The sequence below is a fragment of the Zunongwangia atlantica 22II14-10F7 genome (assembly GCF_002094855.1).
Taxonomy (GTDB): Bacteria; Bacteroidota; Bacteroidia; order Flavobacteriales; family Flavobacteriaceae; genus Zunongwangia; species Zunongwangia atlantica.
The window spans coordinates 197,410-219,640 of the sequence record NZ_ARYN01000001.1 but is presented as its reverse complement, the minus strand read 5'-3'; the positions used below and the strand labels follow the sequence as shown (position 1 = coordinate 219,640).

Annotated in this window: 24 protein-coding genes; 21 read left to right on the top strand and 3 right to left on the bottom strand. The window is 37.6% G+C overall.

What is annotated here, in order from left to right; all coding sequences use genetic code 11:
- Positions 1-4: 4 nt before the first annotated feature.
- The 3 genes from IIF7_RS00910 to IIF7_RS00900 all read right to left on the bottom strand — a co-directional run bounded on the left by IIF7_RS00910 (position 5) and on the right by IIF7_RS00900 (position 5,505).
- Positions 5-1,216, bottom strand: a complete 1,212-nt coding sequence (locus IIF7_RS00910; protein WP_084839796.1) for a TolC family protein — start codon at positions 1,214-1,216, stop codon at positions 5-7.
- Entirely contained in the window at positions 1,213-4,953 is a 3,741-nt protein-coding gene (locus IIF7_RS00905; protein ID WP_072316392.1) for an efflux RND transporter permease subunit, read from the bottom strand. The genes IIF7_RS00910 and IIF7_RS00905 overlap by 4 nt, the downstream gene beginning before the upstream one ends.
- 135 nt (positions 4,954-5,088) lie before the next feature.
- The gene (locus tag IIF7_RS00900) at positions 5,089-5,505 is read right to left on the bottom strand and encodes an HYC_CC_PP family protein (RefSeq protein WP_084839795.1); all 417 of its coding nucleotides are present in this window, start codon (positions 5,503-5,505) and stop codon (positions 5,089-5,091) included.
- 304 nt (positions 5,506-5,809) lie between these two features.
- Between IIF7_RS00900 and IIF7_RS00895 the strand changes: the two genes are divergently transcribed.
- The 21 genes from IIF7_RS00895 to IIF7_RS00790 all read left to right on the top strand — a co-directional run bounded on the left by IIF7_RS00895 (position 5,810) and on the right by IIF7_RS00790 (position 22,227).
- Positions 5,810-6,232: an HYC_CC_PP family protein gene (locus IIF7_RS00895; protein ID WP_040459986.1), complete on the top strand. Its 423-nt coding sequence runs from the start codon at positions 5,810-5,812 to the stop codon at positions 6,230-6,232.
- 169 nt (positions 6,233-6,401) lie between these two features.
- A complete protein-coding gene (locus IIF7_RS00885; RefSeq protein WP_013072797.1) occupies positions 6,402-6,983 on the top strand; it encodes a helix-turn-helix domain-containing protein in 582 nt (193 codons plus the stop codon).
- A gap of 75 nt (positions 6,984-7,058) precedes the next feature.
- Positions 7,059-7,568: a hypothetical protein gene (locus IIF7_RS00880; RefSeq protein ID WP_013072798.1), complete on the top strand. Its 510-nt coding sequence runs from the start codon at positions 7,059-7,061 to the stop codon at positions 7,566-7,568.
- 25 nt (positions 7,569-7,593) lie between these two features.
- The gene (locus IIF7_RS00875) at positions 7,594-7,836 is read left to right on the top strand and encodes a hypothetical protein (RefSeq protein WP_041579014.1); all 243 of its coding nucleotides are present in this window, start codon (positions 7,594-7,596) and stop codon (positions 7,834-7,836) included.
- A gap of 12 nt (positions 7,837-7,848) precedes the next feature.
- Positions 7,849-8,067 carry a heavy-metal-associated domain-containing protein gene (locus IIF7_RS00870; protein WP_013072800.1) on the top strand — a complete coding sequence of 73 codons (219 nt, stop codon included), beginning with the start codon at positions 7,849-7,851 and terminating at the stop codon, positions 8,065-8,067.
- Positions 8,068-8,086: 19 nt separating this feature from the next.
- Positions 8,087-8,305 (top strand): SHOCT domain-containing protein, encoded by a 219-nt coding sequence (locus IIF7_RS00865; protein ID WP_013072801.1) that lies wholly within the window; start codon positions 8,087-8,089, stop codon positions 8,303-8,305.
- A 17-nt stretch (positions 8,306-8,322) separates the two neighbouring features.
- Positions 8,323-8,601 (top strand): DUF5676 family membrane protein, encoded by a 279-nt coding sequence (locus tag IIF7_RS00860; protein WP_041579015.1) that lies wholly within the window; start codon positions 8,323-8,325, stop codon positions 8,599-8,601.
- Between the two features lie 18 nt (positions 8,602-8,619).
- Complete coding sequence (locus IIF7_RS00855) at positions 8,620-9,330, top strand: lycopene cyclase domain-containing protein (RefSeq protein WP_013072803.1); 711 nt, start codon at positions 8,620-8,622, stop codon at positions 9,328-9,330.
- Positions 9,331-9,342: 12 nt separating this feature from the next.
- The gene (locus IIF7_RS00850; RefSeq protein ID WP_084839793.1) at positions 9,343-9,804 is read left to right on the top strand and encodes a universal stress protein; all 462 of its coding nucleotides are present in this window, start codon (positions 9,343-9,345) and stop codon (positions 9,802-9,804) included.
- Positions 9,801-11,156: an NAD(P)/FAD-dependent oxidoreductase gene (locus IIF7_RS00845; RefSeq protein WP_009778894.1), complete on the top strand. Its 1,356-nt coding sequence runs from the start codon at positions 9,801-9,803 to the stop codon at positions 11,154-11,156. The genes IIF7_RS00850 and IIF7_RS00845 overlap by 4 nt, the downstream gene beginning before the upstream one ends.
- Positions 11,157-11,163: 7 nt before the next feature.
- On the top strand, positions 11,164-12,510 hold the full coding sequence (locus IIF7_RS00840; protein WP_013072805.1) for an APC family permease: 1,347 nt from the start codon (positions 11,164-11,166) through the stop codon (positions 12,508-12,510).
- Positions 12,511-12,529: 19 nt separating this feature from the next.
- The gene (locus tag IIF7_RS00835) at positions 12,530-13,543 is read left to right on the top strand and encodes a type II glyceraldehyde-3-phosphate dehydrogenase (protein ID WP_013072806.1); all 1,014 of its coding nucleotides are present in this window, start codon (positions 12,530-12,532) and stop codon (positions 13,541-13,543) included.
- Positions 13,544-13,554: 11 nt separating this feature from the next.
- Positions 13,555-14,616, top strand: coding sequence for a class I fructose-bisphosphate aldolase (locus IIF7_RS00830; RefSeq protein ID WP_013072807.1), 1,062 nt, complete (start codon positions 13,555-13,557; stop codon positions 14,614-14,616).
- Between the two features lie 8 nt (positions 14,617-14,624).
- A complete protein-coding gene (locus IIF7_RS00825; protein ID WP_084839792.1) occupies positions 14,625-15,968 on the top strand; it encodes a dicarboxylate/amino acid:cation symporter in 1,344 nt (447 codons plus the stop codon).
- A complete protein-coding gene (locus IIF7_RS00820) occupies positions 15,965-16,882 on the top strand; it encodes an alpha/beta fold hydrolase (protein ID WP_013072809.1) in 918 nt (305 codons plus the stop codon). The genes IIF7_RS00825 and IIF7_RS00820 overlap by 4 nt, the downstream gene beginning before the upstream one ends.
- Positions 16,872-17,846 (top strand): ATP-dependent 6-phosphofructokinase, encoded by a 975-nt coding sequence (locus IIF7_RS00815; protein ID WP_013072810.1) that lies wholly within the window; start codon positions 16,872-16,874, stop codon positions 17,844-17,846. The genes IIF7_RS00820 and IIF7_RS00815 overlap by 11 nt, the downstream gene beginning before the upstream one ends.
- A gap of 3 nt (positions 17,847-17,849) precedes the next feature.
- On the top strand, positions 17,850-18,845 hold the full coding sequence (locus IIF7_RS00810; RefSeq protein WP_008616405.1) for a 2-hydroxyacid dehydrogenase: 996 nt from the start codon (positions 17,850-17,852) through the stop codon (positions 18,843-18,845).
- Positions 18,846-18,863: 18 nt separating this feature from the next.
- Complete coding sequence (locus IIF7_RS00805) at positions 18,864-19,694, top strand: universal stress protein (protein WP_013072811.1); 831 nt, start codon at positions 18,864-18,866, stop codon at positions 19,692-19,694.
- A 2-nt stretch (positions 19,695-19,696) separates the two neighbouring features.
- The gene (locus IIF7_RS00800) at positions 19,697-20,539 is read left to right on the top strand and encodes an ATP cone domain-containing protein (protein ID WP_013072812.1); all 843 of its coding nucleotides are present in this window, start codon (positions 19,697-19,699) and stop codon (positions 20,537-20,539) included.
- A 41-nt stretch (positions 20,540-20,580) separates the two neighbouring features.
- Positions 20,581-20,835, top strand: coding sequence for a hypothetical protein (locus IIF7_RS00795; protein WP_084839791.1), 255 nt, complete (start codon positions 20,581-20,583; stop codon positions 20,833-20,835).
- Positions 20,836-20,850: 15 nt separating this feature from the next.
- Positions 20,851-22,227 carry an MBL fold metallo-hydrolase RNA specificity domain-containing protein gene (locus IIF7_RS00790; RefSeq protein WP_084839790.1) on the top strand — a complete coding sequence of 459 codons (1,377 nt, stop codon included), beginning with the start codon at positions 20,851-20,853 and terminating at the stop codon, positions 22,225-22,227.
- The last annotated feature ends 4 nt before the right edge of the window (positions 22,228-22,231 follow it).

Sequence of the window (22,231 nt, the reverse complement as noted above, 5' to 3'; positions counted from 1 at the left end):
TTTTTTATCTTGTTAAATAATTTATTAAAGCATATTCTGTAAAATACTCTTTAATGGAATCGATTAAATTGATTTGAAACTTTAACTGCAATTCCTGTACATCTAACACATCATTAAAATCTATAGTTCCAGTTTCGTAGTTTTTCATAAGAATTTCCTCGGCATCAATGGCCTGTTTCAAATTATCGGTTTGTACATTGAACTTAATTCTTGTCGCATTTCTATTATAAAGCCCTTGCGCCAAAAGTGTTTCTAACTTATTCAACCTATCCTCTTTTTGAAATTTTATTTCTAGTTGTTTCAACTCATTTTGTCTTGTCACAGACTTATATTTATTATTAAAAATGGGAATAGAAATAGAAAGCATAGGCATAACCATATCTTTAAAAGAGCTAGTTATCATTGGACTATTTTCTTGGTTAATATACTGCACTCCAAACCCTACCATAGGACCACTTTCCTTTTGGTTTAACAGCTCTGACTGCTCAACAGATTCATATAACTTATCATATTTAATAAGTTCCGGGTTTATTTGAAGGTTCTCATTTAAAACCAGAGGGTCAACGTCCGGAATCATCATTTCTTCCACAACATCCACCGACATATTTTCTTCACGATTCAAAAGGTTATTGAACAGCGTCTGTTCTGCCTGAAAACCCTGTTCTAGCACTTCCTTTTGTTGAACTAATTCGTTTTGCCTTATTTGAAGGCGAAGTACATCAACAGCTGATGCTTTACCAACTTCCAATGAAGTTAATGCTAGGCGTTCATAGGTTTGTAAAAGTTCAATGTTCTCATCCAGAATAAGCTGTTTTGCACGTATGGCATAAAGTTTATAATATGACTGGGATACTGACAATGAAAGTTTTCTTTTCGCAATTGCTATATCAACATATTGCGCTTCTGCTATAGATGATGCATAATTTTCCCTTGCTGAAATGGTCCCGAACCACGGTAACATTTGCATTACAGAGGCACTAAATTGCTCCATAGGCATATCCATTTCAGGAGCTATAGCCATAACGCCAAAATTAAATTCAGTATTTGGTAAGCTGTTAACTTCATTTACTTTTTCTTCGGCGATATTGTACCGCAATTCAAAAGCTTGGAATTCTGGATTGTTCTTTTCAGCTTCCTGAATATAGGATGCTAAATCTTGTGCATTTACTTCCGCGAAAGCGAAAAAAACAAGTGCTATTAAAATTATATATCTCATTTTGTAGCTCGTTTTAATTGAAATTCTTCTTTCCAGCTAAATAAAACTGGCACAACAAATAGGGTTACAAGTGCTATAAGCATTCCGCCAAATGAAGGGATTGCCATCGGAATCATTATATCACTCCCACGACCTGTTGATGTCAATACAGGTAACAAAGCGAGAATAGTTGTTGCAGTTGTCATTAAACACGGACGGATACGCTTTTCTCCAGCTTCAACTACAGATGCCCTAATTTCCTGTTTTGTTTCTGGGGTATTTCTATCAAAGGTTTGGGTCAAATAAGTTGCCATAACCACACCATCATCAGTTGCAATACCGAATAGGGCAATAAAACCAACCCAAACGGCAACACTTAAATTAATGGTGTGCATTTGAAAAAGGTCACGTAAATTTTCTCCGAAAAAGCTGAAGTTTAAGAACCAATCTTGGCCGTAGAACCATATCATTAAAAAACCTCCCGCAAAGGCGACAGCAATTCCAGTAAAGACCATTAATGACGTTCCAACAGAACGGAACTGGAAATATAGGATTAGAAAAATAATAGCCAAAGCCAGAGGTACTACCACGCTCAATGTTTTTTCTGCTCGTAACTGATTTTCATACGTTCCCGTAAATTGATAATTGATACCCTTTGGAACGGTCAATTCGCCATTGTCAATTTTTTCTTGAATAAGGGCTTGGGCATTTTCCACCACATCTACTTCGGCGAAACCATCTAATTTATCAAAAAGTACATAGCCAACTAAAAAAGTATCCTCACTTTTAATGACCTGCGGCCCTTGTTCGTATCTTATAGTAGCCAACTCACTTAACGGAACCGGACTCCCTTTTTCTACTGGAACATAAATGTCTTTTAAGTCATTTGGATTTGCGCGTAATTCCCTTGGGTAGCGTACACGAATACCATAGCGCTCCCTACCTTCTACTGTTTGTGAAAGCACCATACCACCAACAGAAACCTGTATAACTTGCTGTACTTGCTCTATGGTTATGCCATAGCGCGCAAGTCGTTCTCTGTCAATATCTATAAGTAGGTATGGCTTCCCCACAATACGGTCGGCAAAAACTGCTTCATCCTTTACACCCTCTGCTTGTTTTAAGATATCTTCCAATTGTACCCCAAACGCCTCAATTTCTTTTAAATCCTGTCCTTTCACCTTAATGCCCATAGGTGCTCGCATACCAGTCTGTAGCATCACCAAGCGTGTTTCTATGGGTTGTAGCTTTGGTGCTGAAGTAACACCTGGAAGCTTTGTAACCCTTACGATTTCTTTCCAAATATCGTCTGGCGATTCAATTTCAGGTCGCCAATTTCTAAAGTACTCTCCATCGTCATCTGGAATGAGCTGTGAACTTGTCACAGAGAATGGGTCTGTAATTTTTGAGGCTTTATAGTCATCATCTTCTACTTCAATTTCGCTATTAGGGTTGGTTACTAAACTGCCATCCTTTAAAACAAATAAGCCGTCTTCGTTTACCTTAAAGCGTTGTCTTTTGCGATTTTCATTTAAAATATATTCAGATTTATATTGAATAACATTCTCATACATCGATAACGGTGCAGGGTCTAATGCTGATTCTGTACGCCCAGATTTACCGACTACGGTTTCAATTTCTGGAATGCTCGCAACGGCCATATCGAGTTGCTGTAGGACGCGTTTATTTTCCTCCACACCTGCGTGTGGCATTGAAGTGGGCATTAACAGGAATGAACCCTCATTGAGTGAAGGCATAAACTCTTTACCAGTATTACGCATAATCATCACTCCAAAAATTACAATGGCAGTTGGTATCGAAAGAAATAACAGCTTATTGCGCAATGCCCAATTTAAAATTCGAACATAATAATTTCTAAAAAGTGTAAATACACCCAAAAGACCAAAACAGATAAGACCAACGAAGATTAAGTTTATAAGGATACTTCTATCTACTCCCAGTGGTCTCCAATATTCCGCCAATAGGAATATGATAGCAAAAGCCGAAACAAATATATTGATGATGTTGGCGCGTTTTGACGTAATCTTTTCCTTTAGTGAAAGGAAGCCAACAACGCCAAATGCAACTAATATTAATCCAAGCGGATAGCCTAAAATTAAAGATAAAACGCCAAAAACAATCAATGCTCCATTTAGCATATAACTAAAAGAAGTTTTTAAATTTCTCTTTTTAAATAAATAGGCCGCAAATGGTGGAAGTAAAAATAGGGCAACAATAAGAGATGCGGTGAGTGCTGCCGTTTTTGTAAATGCCAATGGCCTAAACAATTTCCCTTCTGCACCAATCATAGTAAATACAGGAATGAAACTAATAATAGTGGTCATTACTGCCGTTAAGATGGCGCCAGAAACTTCGGCAGTCGCATTATAAACTACCGTATTCATAGGTAGCTTTTCTTCATTTTCATCAATATGCCGCAAGACATTTTCCGAAAGGATAACGCCCACATCGACCATAGTTCCAATAGCAATTGCAATACCAGATAAGGCGACAATATTTGCATCTACATTGAACAGTTTCATAGAAATAAAGACCATCAAAACCGCAACAGGCAATAATCCGGAAATCAATACGGAGGCCCTTAAATTGAAGACCATTATGATAATCACAAAAATGGTAATCAATATCTCTAAAGTTAGCGCTTCATCAAGTGTGCCCAAGGTTTCTTGGATTAGTTCTGTTCTGTCATAAAAGGGTACGATGGTTAATTGCGAAGTCCTCCCATCGCTTAATGTTTTTGATGGAAGCCCAGAACTTAACTCGTTTATTTTTTCTTTAACATTGTTGATGACTTCCATAGGATTGGCCCCATAACGAGCCACTACAACACCACCAACAACCTCGGCTCCTTCCTTGTCCAATAAGCCTCTTCTTGTAGCAGGACCGTGTGTTACTTTCGCAATATCCTTTATACGGATGGATGTAAAATCTTTTGAAGTAACTACCGCGTTTTCTAAATCAGATAGTTTCTTAATATAACCCAATCCTCTTATAAGGTATTCAGCTTGGTTGATTTCAAGCGTTTGTGCACCAACATCTTTGTTGCTTTGTTTTACTGCTTTTACAACCTCACTCAAGCCTATGTTATATTGCCGCATTAATTCGGGATTAACATCCACTTGATATTCCAAAACATATCCGCCGATGGAAGCCACTTCGGAAACACCACTCGCCGAAGACAGTGCGTATTTTACGTAGAAATCCTGAATGCTTCGTAATTCCTGTAAATCCCATCCACCTGTAACATTACCATCTTTATCACGTCCCTCAAGGGTGTACCAATATATTTGCCCTAATCCTGTGGCATCGGGACCTAGAGCTGGATTAACGCCTTCTGGTAGAAGTCCGGCTGGTAATGAGTTTAATTTTTCAAGTATTCGGCTTCTGCTCCAATAAAATTCAATATCTTCTTCGAAAATGATATAAATGCTCGAAAACCCGAACATAGATGAACTACGTATTGTTTTAACCCCTGGAATACCAAGAAGCGATGTGGTTAGAGGATAAGTAATTTGATCCTCAATATCTTGAGGGGAACGACCATCCCATTTAGTAAATACAATTTGTTGGTTTTCGCCAATATCTGGTATGGCATCTACGGCAACAGGGTCTCGAGGAAGTGAGCCTGTATTCCATTCAAACGGGGCGTTTACGACTCCCCAAGCAATAAAAAGTGCAAGTAGTAGAACGGCTACTAGTTTGTTTTCTATAAGAAATTTTATGCATTTATTTAGCATCTTTATTGATAATTAAACAGTTATACATTGAATAACTTTCTGATAATATCAGAAAATTAAACACAACAAAGTAAGCCCAAGATGGAAGTAACCATAGAGCAAATCTTTCCGATAATTATCGGAAACTGTTTAAAATCAAATTAAATAAGTTTCGTGTAGTTTTTGTACGTTCCTTACAAGATAAGGAGGTGTATAATCTCTAAATGGAACAATGTGTGAATCAAGAGTCTCAAAGAGATTGATATAAGAATGTACAAAAGAGACAACAAAGACTTGTTGCTCAAAATTTAAGGTGTTAAAAGACATCTTCAGGTCGTCCTGACCTTCAACAACTAATTGCTTATCTGAACAGCAGGAATCATCCTGAACTTCACTTTGACAATCATTTCTGGATAGTTGTTTATCCATTCCGCAAGTTTCAACGTGCCCAAATAAAGAAGAATCCACTAAAGTATCGCCACAGTAATGACTATCAATAGTAAAAGAAACTGTTGACAATAGCACGATAAGTGCCAAATAAACGGATGATATTTTATGAAAAACTTTTTTCATTAATGTTGCAAATTTATAAAAAATTTATCTCAATTTGTTTATTTAACATTTTTTTTTGATTTATCAATGTTTATTTTGCACGAAACCGCTTAAATATTATTTGCAAATAAAATTCTTTTGCAGCTTCTCTTTTGCAGCTTCCTTTATATGATATAAATCATAGTTCTGTTGAACTTTTAGAATTATATTTGTACTGATCAATTTTGTTGTTTTTTTGTAAAAAACTGATAATAAAATAATTGAACAGTTGAATTTTATTTTCCAAAATCCTTTAATGTTAATCAAAATTTATTAATTTTATAGTGTGAAATCTTTTTTCACTAAAATACTGTCCTTCTTTTTAGCAGTTTTTATACTGTTTTCCACCACATCCTTTACGGTAAATATGCACTTTTGCTGTAATAAAATGGTGGATTTGGCTTTTTTTAGTAAAGCAGAATCTTGTATGGAGACTGCACAGAAAAAAGATAATAATTCCAAGCAATGTACTACAATACAAGAGAAAGACTGTTGCGATAATAAGACCATCTTGAAAGAAGGAGATGACACCTTCAAGAAGGCCAATACAATTTCAGAGATTGAAACTTTAGTTTTCTTAAACAACTTCGTCTATTCTTATATCAACCTTTTTGAAGGTTTAGAGAAAAACACAGTTTCTTTTAAGGCTTATAGGCCACCTTTGCTATCCACAGACCTTGTAATCCTCAACGAGTCCTTTTTAATTTGATTTTCTACTTCGCAGGTTAAAATTAATCTGCATTGCCTCTATAGCCAATATTTCACTTCTGGCTAACATTTGTTGTACCCTATTCTCAACAACGCTACACAATATTAATCCTGTTAGGCTAAACCTATCAGACCATTGAGCTAAACTCATTGACAATACATTATATACTATGAACAAACCAAAAGAATTTTGGATTAAGAATATGGTCTGTAGCCGCTGCTTAAAAGTTATTAAGCAAGAACTACAAGAATTGGGAGTTACTGTGCTTTCATTAGAATTAGGAAGATTATTGGTAGAAGCACCAAAAAAAACCAGCAATGAAATTGTCGAAGCTGTTACAACTGTGCTTCACGCTAATGATTTTGAAATTGTACAAAAAGAAGAAGAAATGCTCACAGAAAGAATCAAGATTATTCTAATAGAACAATTGCAAGAGCTACCGCTACATATTAAGGTAAAAACATCTGAATTATTGTCATCAGGTCTTCATCGTGATTACAAAACATTGAGCAGATTGTTTTCTGCCCAGGAACAAACCACTATTGAAAAATACTTTATCAAATTAAAGATTGAAAAAGTTAAAGAGCTCATTCAGCTTAAACAACATTCCTTTTCAGATATAGGGTACCTATTGGACTACAGCAGTGTCAACCATTTGTCTAGACAGTTTAAGGACGTTATAGGAGTAAGTATGACCGATTATAAAAATGCAGAAGACTGGAAACGAAATTTTTACGATGAAATTATATAGATCATAGCGAAAGTTATGTACAACAAGATAGTACAAAACCAATAATTTTATAGTATTAATTCAAAACAAACACCTATGAAAGCACTTACAATTATTTTATCGATGATTGGGCTTGTAAGTTTGAACAGTTGCACACAAGAAACAAACCCTCAAGCAGTACTGGAAAACCCAGAAACCCGCACAGAAGTCTTCAATGATATTGCCCAGAATGACGATTATATGACGGAGTTTATGGAAAATATGCACAACAATCCACAAGCAATGCAAATGATGCAGGGCAACAAGAACATGATGGACGCTATGATGCAGGGCGAAGGAATGCAAATGATGATGGAAGACGGTATGATGATGAAAAACATGATGGGCAATAAGCCTATGATGCACGAAATGATGAGCGGAATGATGAAAAGCTCGGAAACAATGAACTCAATGATGCAAATGATGTATGAAAACGGGATGATGAGTGAAGACTGCATGAAATCCTGCAAAAAAATGATGGCCGAAAAAGGAATGGATATGAAGGGAATGGATAAGATGGACAATATGGATACACCGGCCAAAGAGGACCATACCGAGCATCACTGATTGTTAACCTCTAAATGTAAAACCAATGAAAAAAAATCACTGGATATGGATGGTCATCGGCTGTGGGCTACCACTGTTGTTCATCTTTTTAGCACCAACTCTGGGTATAGGAAGCGGAACATCGCTCTTTATTTTCATCATTTTAATGTTTGGCTGTCACCTATTTATGCCTCACGGTTCACACGGGCACGGTGGTCATAAACACAATAGTCAAAATGAATCAACAGAGAAGCCAATAGAAAAGCATAAAGGGCATCAACATCATTAAAATCGAAACACAATGACACAAAAATATCAAATAAACGGAATTAGTTGTGGTGGATGTGTGTCAAGAGTCAAGAAGACCTTGGAAGAACATCCCAACATCGAAAAAGTAGAGATTTTTCTGGCACCAAAAGGAGCTACACTTATCACAATGAAAGAAGCTCTTTCGGTAGATGAGTTACAAAATCAGCTCAATGCCCTTAGTGGATATACAATAACTGAAATGGAACAATAACAATTTAAATCTAAAAATTATGCACTACTACGATGGAAGTTTTGGAGGAATGCACCTAATATGGTGGGTTATATGGGTCGTTTTACTTGCTTGGATATTTTTCATTCCAGCAGATATCCCATATCAAAAAGCAAAAAAAGACAGTCCACTGGATATTCTTAAAAACCGCTTTGCAAAAGGCGAAATATCCAAGGAAGAATTTGAGGAATCAAAAAAGATATTAAAATCAGACAACTAACTCAAAACTTTAAAATTATGTATCGATTAAACGTAAAAAAACTCGGATTTGCTTTCGGTCTTACGGCGGCACTAATTTACTTAGGCTGTATGATAGTTATGTCAACAGCAGGTCGAGAAGCCACTATCGATTTTTTCAACAGCCTATTGCACGGTTTAGATACCACAAGCATTATCAGGATGGATGTGCCACTATGGGAAGCTGGTTTGGGAATAGTACAGATATTCATTTTAGGATGGCTAATAGGTGCCTGTATTGCGGCTTTTTATAATGCGCAAATAAAAGTCAAAAAATAAGAGAGTAAAATAAAATTTATGCAATATGTCTGGTTCATATGGTCTCTTATAATTCTTGCTCTTTGGGCAATAATCTATTTGTCAAAAAAGGGGTATAGAAAAGAAATGCTCAAAATGAGCCTTATTACGATGCCCTTTGGTTTAACAGAACCATTATTTGTACCAGAATATTGGATGCCACCTTCCTTATTCCATTTAGCGGAAAGAACAGGTTTTGATATTGAGAGCCTTATCTTCTCTTTTGCCATTGGCGGAATAGGGACGGTATTGTATAATCTGATATTCAAAAAAGGCTATATAGATATGCCTCATACCGAACGGAGCCACCAAAGACATAAGCTACATATTTATATACTTTTTGTTCCAGCCATTGTATTCGTCATATTTAGTCTTTTCACCACGCTTAACCACATCTATTGTGGCATCATTGCAATGTTTTTTGGTGGTTTGGCAACATTGTACTGTCGCCCAGATTTAAAAGGAAAGATATGGGTTGGAGGAATCTTGTTTACCATACTGTACTTCATTTATTTCGGAAGCATCCTTCCGTTTTATCCGCAATATGTGGAGCTGTACTGGAATCTGGACAACCTGACCCATATTCTTGTTCTAGGAATTCCAATTGAAGAATTATTATTCGCTTTCACCTTTGGTATGTATTGGTCTGGATTATATGAACACTTGTATTGGAGAAAACTTATAAAATCAAAAGAAATATCAACCAACTAATACATTCAAACTATGAAAATACTATTGGCCATAGATGGTTCAGATTTCAGTAAAGTAGCCATTCACGAACTTATAAAAATGACCCTATCCTCAAATAGTGAAATTCATATTATAAATGTTTATGAAGTTCCGAAAACAACCGGCCTGGGATTGCATACTATGGGCGGCAGGATAGGAAATTACATAGAAGAAATTAGAAGTAACGCTCAAAAATTGGGAAACAAAATCGTTTCAGAAGCTTTCGATAAAATCAAGGCCGAAAACAAGGCACTTACCATAACCACAAGTGTTATTAGTGGCCTGCCCAAAAGTACTATTTATGAAAAAGCAGAAGATTGGGGTGCAGATTTAATCGTAGTAGGCTCTCAGGGTCACGGTGCACTTTCACGCTTAGTATTGGGCTCTGTATCCCAATATTTGACCACAAATGCCAAATGTTCAGTACTCATTGCAAGAGATAGAAATAAAAAATGAAAGAAAAGCAAACACATAGCATTCCGTTGGAATCCACCTGTAAGATAACAGATGAAATCTGTCTTCCAGATACTAAATTACCTCGTGTGGTTATCGTTGGTGGAGGATTTGCAGGTTTGGCATTGGTTGAGAAACTGAAACACAAAGAAGTTCAAGTGGTTTTACTCGATAAAAATAACTTCCATCAGTTTCAGCCTTTATTATATCAAGTGGCAACGAGTGCCCTGGAGCCTGACAGTATTGTATTTCCATTCAGAAAACAAATCAATGGCTATAAAAATGTTTTCTTTCGTTTGGCTGAAGTTGAGGAAATTCAACCTGATTCAAATACTATATTGACCAATAAGGGAAGTGTTTCTTATGACTATTTAGTGTTGGCTACTGGCACGACCACCAATTTCTTTGGGATGGATTCTGTGGCCGAAAATAGTTTGGGGATGAAGGATATTCGCGATTCCCTCAACATCCGTCATATGATGTTGCAAAATTTGGAACAGGCAGCTATTACTTGTGATGATAAAGAACGCGACGCGCTGACAAATTTTGTAATAGTAGGTGGTGGTCCAGCAGGCGTAGAAATGGCAGGAGCTTTGGCAGAGTTTTGCAAATACATCCTTCCCAAAGATTACCCAGAGTACCCTTCTTCCATTATGAATATTTATCTAATAGAAGCCATTGATGAGTTGTTAGGCACAATGTCAGACAAGGCATCATCGAAAACCCTCAAATATTTAGAGGATTTGAATGTAAAGGTATTATTAAATGAAGCTGTAAGCAATTATGACGGCAACGAAGTCACTACCAAAAGTGGTAAGACCATTTTGGCTAAAAATCTTATCTGGACGGCTGGCGTAAAAGGACAATTCCCAAATGGTATTGATGAAAAACACATAGTCAGGGGCAACCGGATTAAAACCGATGCTAATTTAAAAGTAGAAGGCTACGAAAACATTTTTGCCATAGGTGATATCGCAGCACTCATTTCCAAAGAAACCCCAAAAGGACATCCACAAGTAGCACAGACCGCTATTCAACAAGGTAAATACCTGGGCGATTCGATATTAAATATCATAAATAACAAATCCATAAAACCTTTCAAATATAAAGATAAAGGTTCCTTAGCCACTGTAGGAAAACGCAAGGCAGTTGCCGATTTGGGCAAATTTAAATTTGCAGGCTATTTCGCCTGGTTGCTGTGGTCCGTTGTTCACTTGATGTCCATAAGTGGATTTAGAAATAGATTGATGGTTGGTTTTAATTGGGCGGTAAGTTATTTCACTTATGAAAAGAGCAACCGCCTGATTATTAGAAACTTTAAACCGAAATCTTCGATTAAAAACAGGGAAAAATAATTTTGAAATGAAAAATACCACAGATAAAAATAGTAAGCTTTCCTTATTAGGTTCCATATCTCTTGGTACAGGCGTAATGATTGGTGCTGGCATATTTGTCCTTATGGGGCAAATAGCAGAGTTGGTGGGTGATCTATTTCCCATTGCATTTATTGCAGGTGCTGTTGTGGTGGGTTTTAGCTCATATTCCTATGTCAAGTTTTCAAATGCTTTTCCATCGTCTGGAGGTGTGGTTAAATTCCTTAACAAATCCTATGGACCTGGAACAACAACAGGGTTTTATTCTTTGCTGATGTACGTATCAATGGTAGTTTCCGAAAGTCTGGTGGCGGGCACTTTTGGAGCATATACGTTGAGACTATTTCCCGAGTCCTATGCAGGTTATGCCTCTACCCTGGGTGTTGGGCTAATTGTTGTTGCTTATATAGTGAACATCCTGGGCAATAAGGTTATTGGTGCCACCGCGACATTTACCGCTATTATAAAGGTAGTGGGAATAGCAATTTTAGCTATTGCCGGCCTTGCAATTTCAGGTTTTGCCGATATTACGGGAAACTATATTCCCAAAAATACTGAGACATTACCACAAGGCTTCGGATTTGTGGCCGCTTTGGCGTTATCTATCCTTGCTTATAAAGGCTTTACCACTATCACGAACCAAGGGGCCGATATTAAAAACCCGCATAAAAATCTTGGTAGGTCTATCGTGTTTTCCATACTTATCTGCACACTGATATATGTAGCCTTGGCATTAGCTGTTGCGGGAGGTTTAAGCATTCCTGAAATAATCGAAGCTAAAGATTATGCCCTTGCAGCCGCCGCAAAACCTGTTTTTGGGGAATGGGGTTCCTGGATTACCATTGGCATTGCCATTATTGCCACGGTTTCTGGGGTCATTGCCAGTATCTTTTCCTCTTCACGCTTGTTGGCAATGCTCAGCAATATGAAACAGGTGCCTTCTTTAACCAAACTTGGTAGCTTAAAAAATCCAGCACTAATATTCACGTCTTCCCTCGCCATTTTACTGACCGTGCTTTTCGATTTGACAAGGATAGCATCCATTGGGGCTATTTTTTACCTTATTATGGATATCGCTATCCATTGGGGGCTGTTCCGTCACCTTAAAAACAAAGTGGTTTTTCAGCCTATCATCCCATTAATAGCCATCGTATTGGACATTGCGGTATTGGCAGCTTTTCTTTATATAAAATATCTGAACGATCCTTTGGTGCTTATCGTAGCAGCGATTGGGATTGTTCTATTACTTGTTGCAGAACGCCTTTTTATGATTTCACACACAGACGATGAAGGTAATATGCCAATGGGAATGGAAACTACGAACAATAAAACATAATTAATAAAAATCAATTTATATGAAAAATATAGCAGTTATAGGATACGGAGTCATTGGAAAAAGGGTGGCAGATGCCATCAACTTACAAAACGATATGAAGCTTTCGGGAGTATGTGATATCATTAGCGACTGGCGAATTCAAAATGCCGTAAGAAAGGAATACGACATTTATGCAGCAACTAAAGATGCTGCTGATAAAATGAAATCTGAAGGGATTTCGGTAAAAGGAAGCTTACAGGAACTTTTAAAGAAATCAGATCTTGTTGTGGACTGTACACCCAAAAAAATTGCCGCTCAGAATGTCGTTATCTACAAGGAGCAAAACATCAAATTTATTCTACACGGTGGCGAAAAACACGAAACCACAGGGCATTCCTTTAGTGCAGAAAATAATTACAAATCAGCTCTAAACTTGAATGCGACAAGAGTAGTTTCCTGTAATACTACGTCTATTTTAAGAACCTTGACCGCTTTAAAAAGAGCCGATTTATTGGATTATGCCAGAGGTACACTTTTAAGAAGAGCTACAGACCCTTGGGAAAGTCATTTGGGTGGTATTATGAATACGATGGTTCCCGAAAAAGATATCCCAAGCCATCAAGGTCCAGATGCTAAAAGTGTTGACCCAGAACTGGATGTCATCACCGCAGCGGTAAAAGTACCCGAAACATTGAGCCATATGCACTACTGGAATGTGAAATTGAAAAAACAGGCGACAAAGCAAGAAGTGCTAAATGCTTTCAAAACGTCCAGCCGTATTAAATTGATTCAATATGACCAAGGTCTGGTTTCTAACAATACCATTAAGGAAATGTTCTTGGATATGGGAAGGCCTTGGGGCGATATGTACGAAGTAGCACTATGGGAAGATATGCTGAAGGTACAGGGAGACGAACTCTTTTATGCCTACGTGGTCGATAACCAAGCTATTGTAATCCCGGAAACAATTGATGCTATTAGGGCATTAACTGGAATTGAAACAGATGGTACAAAATCCATAGCCAAAACAAATGAAAGTTTAGGAATCCATTAAATACTATCAAGATGAAAACAGACAAGAATATAGTAGAACTTTTAGGAGAAAAAGCAGACTTCTATTTAGAACACGTTTGTGAAAAAATAACAAAGGATGAATTGCAAGTGCCAAGCAAAAATAGTTTAGAAAAAGTATTTGGCAGTAGCAACAGAAATCCGCAGGTGCTTCGAAGTCTTTCACAATTGTACAATCACGGAAATCTGGCAGGAACTGGTTATTTAAGTATCCTTCCTGTTGACCAAGGTATTGAGCATAGCGCGGCCTTTTCATTCTATAAAAACCCAGATTATTTTGACCCAGAGAACATCATAAAACTTGCTATGGAAGCTGGTTGCAATGGTGTGGCATCCACGTTTGGTGTATTGGGATTGAACGCCCGAAAATATGCCCATAAAATCCCTTTTATCGTCAAGATTAACCATAACGAGCTACTTACCTATCCAAATAAATATGACCAAACATTATTTGGTAAGGTAAAAAATGCCTGGGATATGGGAGCAATTGCCGTAGGAGCTACGATTTATTTTGGTTCAGCAGAAAGCAACAGACAGCTAAAAGAAATAGCTGAAGCTTTTGAAGAAGCACACAATCTGGGAATGGCCACCATCTTATGGTGCTATACACGGAACGAGGCATTTAAAACCAACAAGGAAGATTATCACGCAGCTGCCGATGTAACTGGGCAGGCAAACCATTTGGGTGTTACTATTCAAGCAGACATCATCAAACAAAAATTACCTACCAATAATTTTGGTTTCAAAGAGATAGGATTTGGAAAATATGATGATGAAATGTATAAAACCCTTACCACAGACCACCCTATTGACCTTTGCAGGTTGCAAGTAGCCAATTGCTATATGGGTAAAATAGGGCTGATTAATTCAGGTGGTGGTTCCAAAGGCAAATCAGATTTGTCCGAAGCTGTAACAACTGCCGTCATCAATAAAAGGGCTGGTGGCTCTGGGCTGATAATGGGAAGAAAAGCATTTCAAAAGCCCTTTAGCGCAGGCGTAAGAGTATTACAATCTGTTCAGGAAGTGTATCTGGATAATAAAATTAATATAGCATAATCAACAGAATGTTTGACACAGAGATAAAATCATTAAAATCACTTAACCACTACCTCCTTAAACTGGTAGAAAGCCGTCTATGGCTTAAAGTAATCATTGCTTTGTTGTTAGGTGTTGGATTTGGTCTGTTATTGAGTCCACAAAATGGATGGATTTCTAAAGAAACAGCAGATATCGCGGGGAATTGGCTGGCATTGCCCGGTGTACTATTTCTGAAACTGGTTCAAATGATTATGATTCCGTTGATTGTGGCTTCCATCATCACAGGAATCGCAAGTAATGATAAGGACAGTTTAAAAAAATTAGGTGGTGGTGTTTTACTATATTTTTTGGGCACAACAATAGTTTCGGTTAGCATTGGTACGATACTATCCCAAATTTTTAGACCGGGTCGCTTTTTACATCAACAGGCTCTAGCTGAACATAATGAAATTACAGCTGTTCCAACGGAAAATCCAGAGCTTTCCTTCGGAATTGAAACGATTCCTGATGCCATCTCAAACTTACTTCCCGAAAACCCGTTGGCATCTATGGTAAGTGGTGAAATGTTAAGCATTGTAATTTTCACAATCATTATTGGTGTAGCTGTGCTATCACTTGAAAATGCCTTACTGCGCCCAGTGAAGCTGCTTCTAAGTGCCATTCAGGAAGTCTGTATGACAGTAGTAAAATGGTCAATGCTTCTAGTGCCTATTGCTGTTTTCGGACTTATGGCGCAGCTCACCTCTAGCGTTGGTTTGAGTTCTCTATCTGGCCTCACCTACTATGTGGGTGTCGTCTTGCTCGGTCTGTTATTCTTAGTGATTTTCTATTTAGGGCTAATTGTGCTTCTTGGAAAATCAAACCCTATGCATTTCCTGAAAAAAATAAGGGATGTTCAGCTATTGGCTTTTTCAACCACAAGCTCTGCCGCTGTGATGCCACTTTCTCTTCAAACAGCCGAAGAAAAACTAAAGGTGGACAAGACCATTAGCAATTTTATCATTCCCATTGGCGCAACCGTCAATATGGATGGTACTGCACTCTATCAAACGATAACAACTCTTTTTATAGCCCAAGCCTATGGACTGGAAATGAGTTTACTCAATATTATTGTGGTCATTGTAACTATCGTTGCTGCTTCAATCGGCACACCTGCCATTCCCGGAGGTGGTGTGGTGATACTCGCTTCTGTTTTGGGAAGTGTCGGTATTCCAGCCGAAGGCATCATCATTATTATTGGTGTAGAAAGATTGTTGGGAATGTTCAGGACTACTGGAAACGTAACGGGTGACCTCACAGCTTGTATGGTTTTTAATAGATTTTATGGTAAAACCCCAATATTGGTTAATGATAAAACTTTAAAAATATGACATTACTACTCATATCCATATTTTTCATTTTTCCTGTGGTCGCTATAGCAGGATATCAACATTATAAGATTGTTAAGCACCCAGCTTATGATGCTGACAAAACACTCTTAAATTATGAAATTATAGGTGCGGGTGAAAACAAACTCGTTTTGCTGCACGGTTTGACAGGGTCATTGAATTATTGGAAACGCAATTTAGAAAGCATTTCAAAAACACACACTTTGCTATTAATAGACCTTTTGGGTTTTGGTGATTCGCCAAAACCACAAAGTGATTATTCGCTTTCAGTTCAACTTAAAGCTTTAGAATTGGTTTTGCAAAAAGAAGGATTCAATGATGGAAAAACCATAGTTGCCGGTCATTCTATGGGCGCTATAATTTCAATGGCCCTATTGGAAAAACACTCAAATTGGCTCAAAGCAGGCATTTTTATTGGAATACCTGTTTATCAGGATGCAGATGAATTTAAAAAAATTATGTCCTCACATTCCTTTGTGGACAGAATATCAACAAGCAGATTCTCTAAATACATCTGTATGATTCATCCCATTTTTATGTCGCGTGCATTTAAACCAGACAACCTCACGGATGATGTTTATGAAGATGCAAAAAAACACCATTGGCAGAGCTACTATTATTCGCTTACGAGGATAATCCTAAAAACAGATTTATACGGGATTGCAAGAAAGATTAGAAACACAAAAGTGCTTTTCATTCACGGAGCAAAGGACACTACTGCACCGCTCAAAAATGCTATAGACTTATCAAGAGAATTTACAAACGTAAAAACTGTTACCTCTACAGGGGGAGACCATCAGTTCTTTCTAAAAGAAGCAGAATTTGTATGGAAGACCATCCAAGATTTTTCTGTTTCAGATAAAAAATCACAAAAAACAATTTTAAATGAATACTAATAAAATTAAACATATAGGTGTATTTACCTCTGGAGGTGATAGTCCAGGGATGAATTCAGCCTTGTACGCCATTGCAAAAACGGCTGAAGCAACTGGTATAAAAGTTAGTGGTTTTAGAAAAGGATATGAAGGATTGATAGACGGTGACTTGGTTCAATTAAAATCACACGAATTACAAAAACTGACCCAAAAGGGTGGCACTATCCTTAAGACAGCCCGAAGCAAACGTTTTCTCGAACTGGAAGGTCGAAAAAAAGCCTTGCAAACTCTAAATGTAAACAAAATAGACGCTTTAATTGCCATTGGTGGTGATGGTACATTTAAAGGATTACTTGCTTTTTCAGAGATATGCGATATCCCATTCATAGGGATTCCCGGAACTATTGATAACGATATTTCGGGTACGGATTACACCCTTGGTTTTGATTCCGCAGTTAACACAGCCATTGAAAATATTGATAAAATAAGGGATACTGCCGAATCCCATAACCGTGTGTTCATTGTTGAAGTAATGGGAAGGGATTCGGGTTACATCGGTATTCATTCTGGATTGATGGTTGGTGCGGACGCCATATTAATTCCGGAGAGCGGTACGGACTTTATTAACCTTTTGGGTAAGGTGAAAAATTACGATAGCGAGGATGCTTTTCTAATCGTAGTTTCTGAAGGTGACGAAATTGGTGCCGAACTTGTTTCTTCAAAAATAAAGGAAGTCAATCCCAATGTCGATTTACGCATAACAAAGCTTGGCCACATACAGCGAGGTGGAAATCCTTCTGCTTTGGATAGAATGTTGGGCATAAGGCTTGGGGTGGAAGCCGTAAAATCGCTTTTACAAAGTAAAAAGAATGTAATGGTCGGGATTTTAAACAATCAATTGCACTTAACCCCTTTTAATGAAGTGGTCAAGCAACATCAGGTCAATAAAGAATTGCACGAACTTTTAGAACTATTTGGAACATAAATTATGAAAACAACAATATACAGCACACATAAATTCGATAAGCCTTCCATTGAAAACGCTAATAAAGGAAAACATCAATTGAATTTTCTGGAATTTAGGCTAACAAAGGAAACCGCCTTATTGGCAGAAGGTTCAAAGGCCATAGCACTTTTCTCAAGTGACGATGCCTCTTCGGAAGTTTTGGATATTTTACACAAACTAGGCATAAAATTTATCGCATTACGTTCGGCAGGTTTCAATCACGTCGATTTAGAAAAAGCAGCTGAATTGAATATAAAAGTGGCCCGTGTCCCAGCCTATTCACCTTATGCCATTGCAGAACATACAATGGCTTTGATACTTGCATTAAACCGAAGACTGATTAAAGCCCACAATAGAGTGCGCGAACAAAACTTTTCATTAAACGGTCTCACTGGTTTTGACCTAAATGGGAAAACCGTTGGCGTGATTGGAACAGGAAAAATAGGGTCTGTACTCGTAAAAATACTTCACGGATTCGGCTGCAATATTCTTGCCCAGGATATAGAAGAAAGCAAAGACCTAATTGATAAATATGGCGTAATCTATTCAGATTGTGCGACGCTCTGTAAGCACGCAGATATAATAAGCCTGCACGTGCCATTAAAAGCTTCAACAAAACATTTAATAAATAAAGAGCATATAGCACTAATGAAATCTGGAGTAATGCTCATCAATACAAGTCGTGGTGGGTTGGTGGACACCAAGGCAGTTATCGAAGGATTGAAAACTAAAAAAATAGGGTATTTAGGACTGGATGTTTATGAGGAAGAAGAAGGGTTGTTCTTTGAAGACCATTCCGATGACATTTTGCAAGACGATGTGATTGCACGCTTAATGACTTTCAACAATGTACTAATTACAAGCCATCAAGCTTTTTTAACCAAAACCGCATTGACCAATATTGCAGAAACAACCATATATAATCTGGATTGTTTTGAAAAACAAAAACCTTCTGGAAATGAAATTAGCATTAATTAATAGTTAAAAACAAATATTATGAAAAACATACTCGTACCAACAGACTTTTCAAAAAATTGCAATAAAGCAGAAGAACTCGGAATTGAAATGGCAAAGCTTTACAATTCCGAAATCCATTTTTTCCATTTGATGAAAACCCCCGTAGAATGGGTAAAGTTGGATAAACAAAAAGAAAAACAGTACCCAGAAACAGTAAAAGAAATAGGAAGTGCAAAAGCCTCCTTGAGAGCACTGGAAAAAAAAGCAGAACAACAAGAGCTTGAATGCAGGACGTTCCTTGAGTTTGATGGCGGACAGGCAAATATACTTAAACACTCCGGTCATTTTCACCACGACTTTATTGTTACAGGAAGCAGCGGCACCCGAGGTGGAGTGCGCGAATTACTGGGAAGCAATGTAGAGAAAATTGTAAGAAAAGCCGATGTCCCTGTAATTGTGGTTAAGGATGAAAAAGTAACTTTTCCTTTTAATAATATTGTTTTTGTTTCAGATTTTCTGGAAGATGTGAGCGAAGCATTTAAGCAGGTTATTTCTATTGCGGAAAAGTGCGGTGCACATCTTCATTTATTGAGGGTTAATACTCAGACCGATTTTAACAGTATAGAACAAGGGTTGGATCCCATCAAGGAGTTCCTGAAAAAATTCCCCGATTTGGATAACTTCTCAATGAATGTATATAACGAACAAGACGTAGAAACAGGGATAAACAATTTTTTACGATATAAAAATGCCGATTTAATCGCAATGTGTACTCACGGACGTACAGGCTTTTTAACTTTATTCTCTAAAAGCATCGCAGAGGGTGTAACCAATCACTCCGAATTACCAGTAATGACTATTAAAATGTAACAATGAATAAATCAGTCTTAATAAAAAAATACTCTGGTGAGTACGAAGCCTTTGATGTAAACAAACTCATCAACTCCCTGCGGCGTTCACGGGCAGATGAGGATATTATTCAGGATGTAGCCCGGAAAGTACAAGAGCAGATTGAAGAAGGAATGACAACCAAAAAAATCTATCAGTTGGCTTTCAAGATGCTAAAACGAAAATCTAGGGTAAGTGCCTCAAAGTACAAGCTCAAAAAAGCTTTAATGGAACTAGGTCCAACCGGTTTTCCATTTGAAAAGTTAGTAGGCAAACTATTGGCACACGAAGGATTTTCAACACAGGTTGGTGTCATAGTTCAAGGCAATTGCGTTCAGCACGAAGTGGATGTGATAGCGCAAAAAGGAAATAAACATTATATGATTGAATGTAAATACCATAGTGACCAAGGCAGGTTTTGCAATGTAAAAATCCCATTATATATCCATTCACGGTTTTTGGACGTGGAAAAGCAATGGAAACACCAAAAAGGTCACGAGGCTAAACTTCATAAAGGCGGGGTTTACACCAATACGCGTTTCACAACCGATGCCATTCAGTACGGGAAATGTGTTGGAATGCTTATGACCAGTTGGGATTATCCAAGAGGAAATGGTCTCAAGGACAGAATAGATAAATCGGGGCTACATCCCTTAACCGCTTTAACAACACTTACCAAAGCTGAAAAAACAAAATTATTGGATCAAGGCATCATACTCTGCAAGGAGCTACACGAAAATCCAGACTTTTTGGAACAAATGGGTATCAGTAAGCTAAGGCAAAATAAGATACTCGAAGATTCAAGAGAATTATGTAGATCCCATTAATTCAAATAATGAATAATTACTAATTTTTAAAAATAATACAAATGAAAACTGAAGAATTGCAAAAACAGGGCAACATAGATTTAGAACCATTTTACCAGGCATTGGAAGATGACTCAAAACTACTTGAAGAAGCCCTTGAGATATTATTGGAAATGGTTCACTTTGAACCTAAATCAGTAAAGAAATTGGCTCTTTTTATTAAAGAGGATTCTCGTAATCTATATAAAGAAATAATGGAATTGAGCAAATCAAAACAAGATAAAGGAAATACACCTTCCTGCTGTGGTGGACTCTAAATAAATACTATAAAGATGGATAACAATAAAATAAATATTCACTTTTTAGGTGCAGCAGGTACGGTAACCGGCTCAAAATATTTGGTGGATACAGGAGATAGAAAGATACTTATAGACTGTGGCCTCTTCCAAGGGTTAAAGGAATTACGCCTTAAAAACTGGGAGTACCCACCTGTTAATGTAGGTGATATTGATGCTGTTTTGCTTACCCACGGTCATATGGACCATACAGGTTATTTACCCAGATTGGTAAAACAAGGCTTCAATGGTCCCATTTATGGTACGAATCCTACTTTGGACATTGCAAAAATCATTTTGAATGATAGTGCAAAAATACAGGAGCAAGAAGCCGAACGCGCCAATAAGGAAGGCTATTCCAAACATAGTCCCGCAGAACCATTATACGATTTAAAGGATGTAGAAAAAACTATCCCACACTTTAAAGGAATTCCACAATCACAATGGATTCCGTTATTTGATGGTATTAGGGCTCGCTTCCAATACAACGGACATATTCTGGGTGCAACCTATATTGAGTTGGATGTGCACGGAAAACGTTTTGTCTTTTCAGGAGACATTGGTAGAACCAATGATTTATTGCTCTATCCACCCCTTAAACCAAAAAAAGCGGATGTGCTTTTCATTGAATCCACTTATGGTGGAAGGTTTCATCCCGATGAAATAGAAGCACTTCCGCAGATTGAAAAATTGGTCAATGACACTATCAATAGAGGTGGAAGTCTTTTTATTCCAAGTTTTTCGGTAGAACGCGCCCAACTGATGATGGTGATTTTTTGGAAATTATTGAAAGAGAAGAAAATCCCAAAAGTACGAATGATAATGGACAGCCCAATGGGCGCTAGTGTATTGGAATTGTTTCATCGCACAAGGGACTGGCACAGACTAGATGAGAATGAATGTGATGAAATGTGTTCACATTTTACGGTCGTAAGCAGTTATCGGGAAACTATGGAATTACGAACCGATAACAAACCAAAAATTGTGATTGCAGGAAGCGGAATGCTTACTGGCGGAAGAATGCTAAACTACCTTGAAACACAGGCACAAAACCCCAACAACACCTTGCTTTTTGTGGGTTATCAAGCTGAAGGTACGCGAGGCAGAAAATTATTGGAAGGCGATAAGGAACTAAAAGTCTATGGAAAATGGGTGCCCTTTGATATGGAAGTTGCAGAAATTGAAGGGCTTTCGGCACACGCAGACCACGCAGAACTTATGGACTGGATGGATAAGATAAATAACAAACCCGAACGTATTTTCATTGTACACGGTGAAAAAGAGAGTGCAGAAGCATTGCAAAAAGGCATCAAGGAAACCTATGGGTGGGATGCGGAAATTCCGCAATTATACACCATCGAAGAAATAGAATAAATCG

Excerpts from the sequence above, each read along its gene's own strand:
- IIF7_RS00910 (WP_084839796.1), bottom strand. The coding sequence starts at position 1,216 with ATGAGATATATAATTTTAATAGCACTTGTTTTTTTCGCTTTCGCGGAA.
- IIF7_RS00905 (WP_072316392.1), bottom strand. The coding sequence starts at position 4,953 with ATGCTAAATAAATGCATAAAATTTCTTATAGAAAACAAACTAGTAGCC.
- IIF7_RS00900 (WP_084839795.1), bottom strand. The coding sequence starts at position 5,505 with ATGAAAAAAGTTTTTCATAAAATATCATCCGTTTATTTGGCACTTATC.
- IIF7_RS00885 (WP_013072797.1), top strand. The coding sequence starts at position 6,402 with ATGAACAAACCAAAAGAATTTTGGATTAAGAATATGGTCTGTAGCCGC.
- IIF7_RS00880 (WP_013072798.1), top strand. The coding sequence starts at position 7,059 with ATGAAAGCACTTACAATTATTTTATCGATGATTGGGCTTGTAAGTTTG.
- IIF7_RS00875 (WP_041579014.1), top strand. The coding sequence starts at position 7,594 with ATGAAAAAAAATCACTGGATATGGATGGTCATCGGCTGTGGGCTACCA.
- IIF7_RS00870 (WP_013072800.1), top strand. The coding sequence starts at position 7,849 with ATGACACAAAAATATCAAATAAACGGAATTAGTTGTGGTGGATGTGTG.
- IIF7_RS00865 (WP_013072801.1), top strand. The coding sequence starts at position 8,087 with ATGCACTACTACGATGGAAGTTTTGGAGGAATGCACCTAATATGGTGG.
- IIF7_RS00860 (WP_041579015.1), top strand. The coding sequence starts at position 8,323 with ATGTATCGATTAAACGTAAAAAAACTCGGATTTGCTTTCGGTCTTACG.
- IIF7_RS00855 (WP_013072803.1), top strand. The coding sequence starts at position 8,620 with ATGCAATATGTCTGGTTCATATGGTCTCTTATAATTCTTGCTCTTTGG.
- IIF7_RS00850 (WP_084839793.1), top strand. The coding sequence starts at position 9,343 with ATGAAAATACTATTGGCCATAGATGGTTCAGATTTCAGTAAAGTAGCC.
- IIF7_RS00845 (WP_009778894.1), top strand. The coding sequence starts at position 9,801 with ATGAAAGAAAAGCAAACACATAGCATTCCGTTGGAATCCACCTGTAAG.
- IIF7_RS00840 (WP_013072805.1), top strand. The coding sequence starts at position 11,164 with ATGAAAAATACCACAGATAAAAATAGTAAGCTTTCCTTATTAGGTTCC.
- IIF7_RS00835 (WP_013072806.1), top strand. The coding sequence starts at position 12,530 with ATGAAAAATATAGCAGTTATAGGATACGGAGTCATTGGAAAAAGGGTG.
- IIF7_RS00830 (WP_013072807.1), top strand. The coding sequence starts at position 13,555 with ATGAAAACAGACAAGAATATAGTAGAACTTTTAGGAGAAAAAGCAGAC.
- IIF7_RS00825 (WP_084839792.1), top strand. The coding sequence starts at position 14,625 with ATGTTTGACACAGAGATAAAATCATTAAAATCACTTAACCACTACCTC.
- IIF7_RS00820 (WP_013072809.1), top strand. The coding sequence starts at position 15,965 with ATGACATTACTACTCATATCCATATTTTTCATTTTTCCTGTGGTCGCT.
- IIF7_RS00815 (WP_013072810.1), top strand. The coding sequence starts at position 16,872 with ATGAATACTAATAAAATTAAACATATAGGTGTATTTACCTCTGGAGGT.
- IIF7_RS00810 (WP_008616405.1), top strand. The coding sequence starts at position 17,850 with ATGAAAACAACAATATACAGCACACATAAATTCGATAAGCCTTCCATT.
- IIF7_RS00805 (WP_013072811.1), top strand. The coding sequence starts at position 18,864 with ATGAAAAACATACTCGTACCAACAGACTTTTCAAAAAATTGCAATAAA.
- IIF7_RS00800 (WP_013072812.1), top strand. The coding sequence starts at position 19,697 with ATGAATAAATCAGTCTTAATAAAAAAATACTCTGGTGAGTACGAAGCC.
- IIF7_RS00795 (WP_084839791.1), top strand. The coding sequence starts at position 20,581 with ATGAAAACTGAAGAATTGCAAAAACAGGGCAACATAGATTTAGAACCA.
- IIF7_RS00790 (WP_084839790.1), top strand. The coding sequence starts at position 20,851 with ATGGATAACAATAAAATAAATATTCACTTTTTAGGTGCAGCAGGTACG.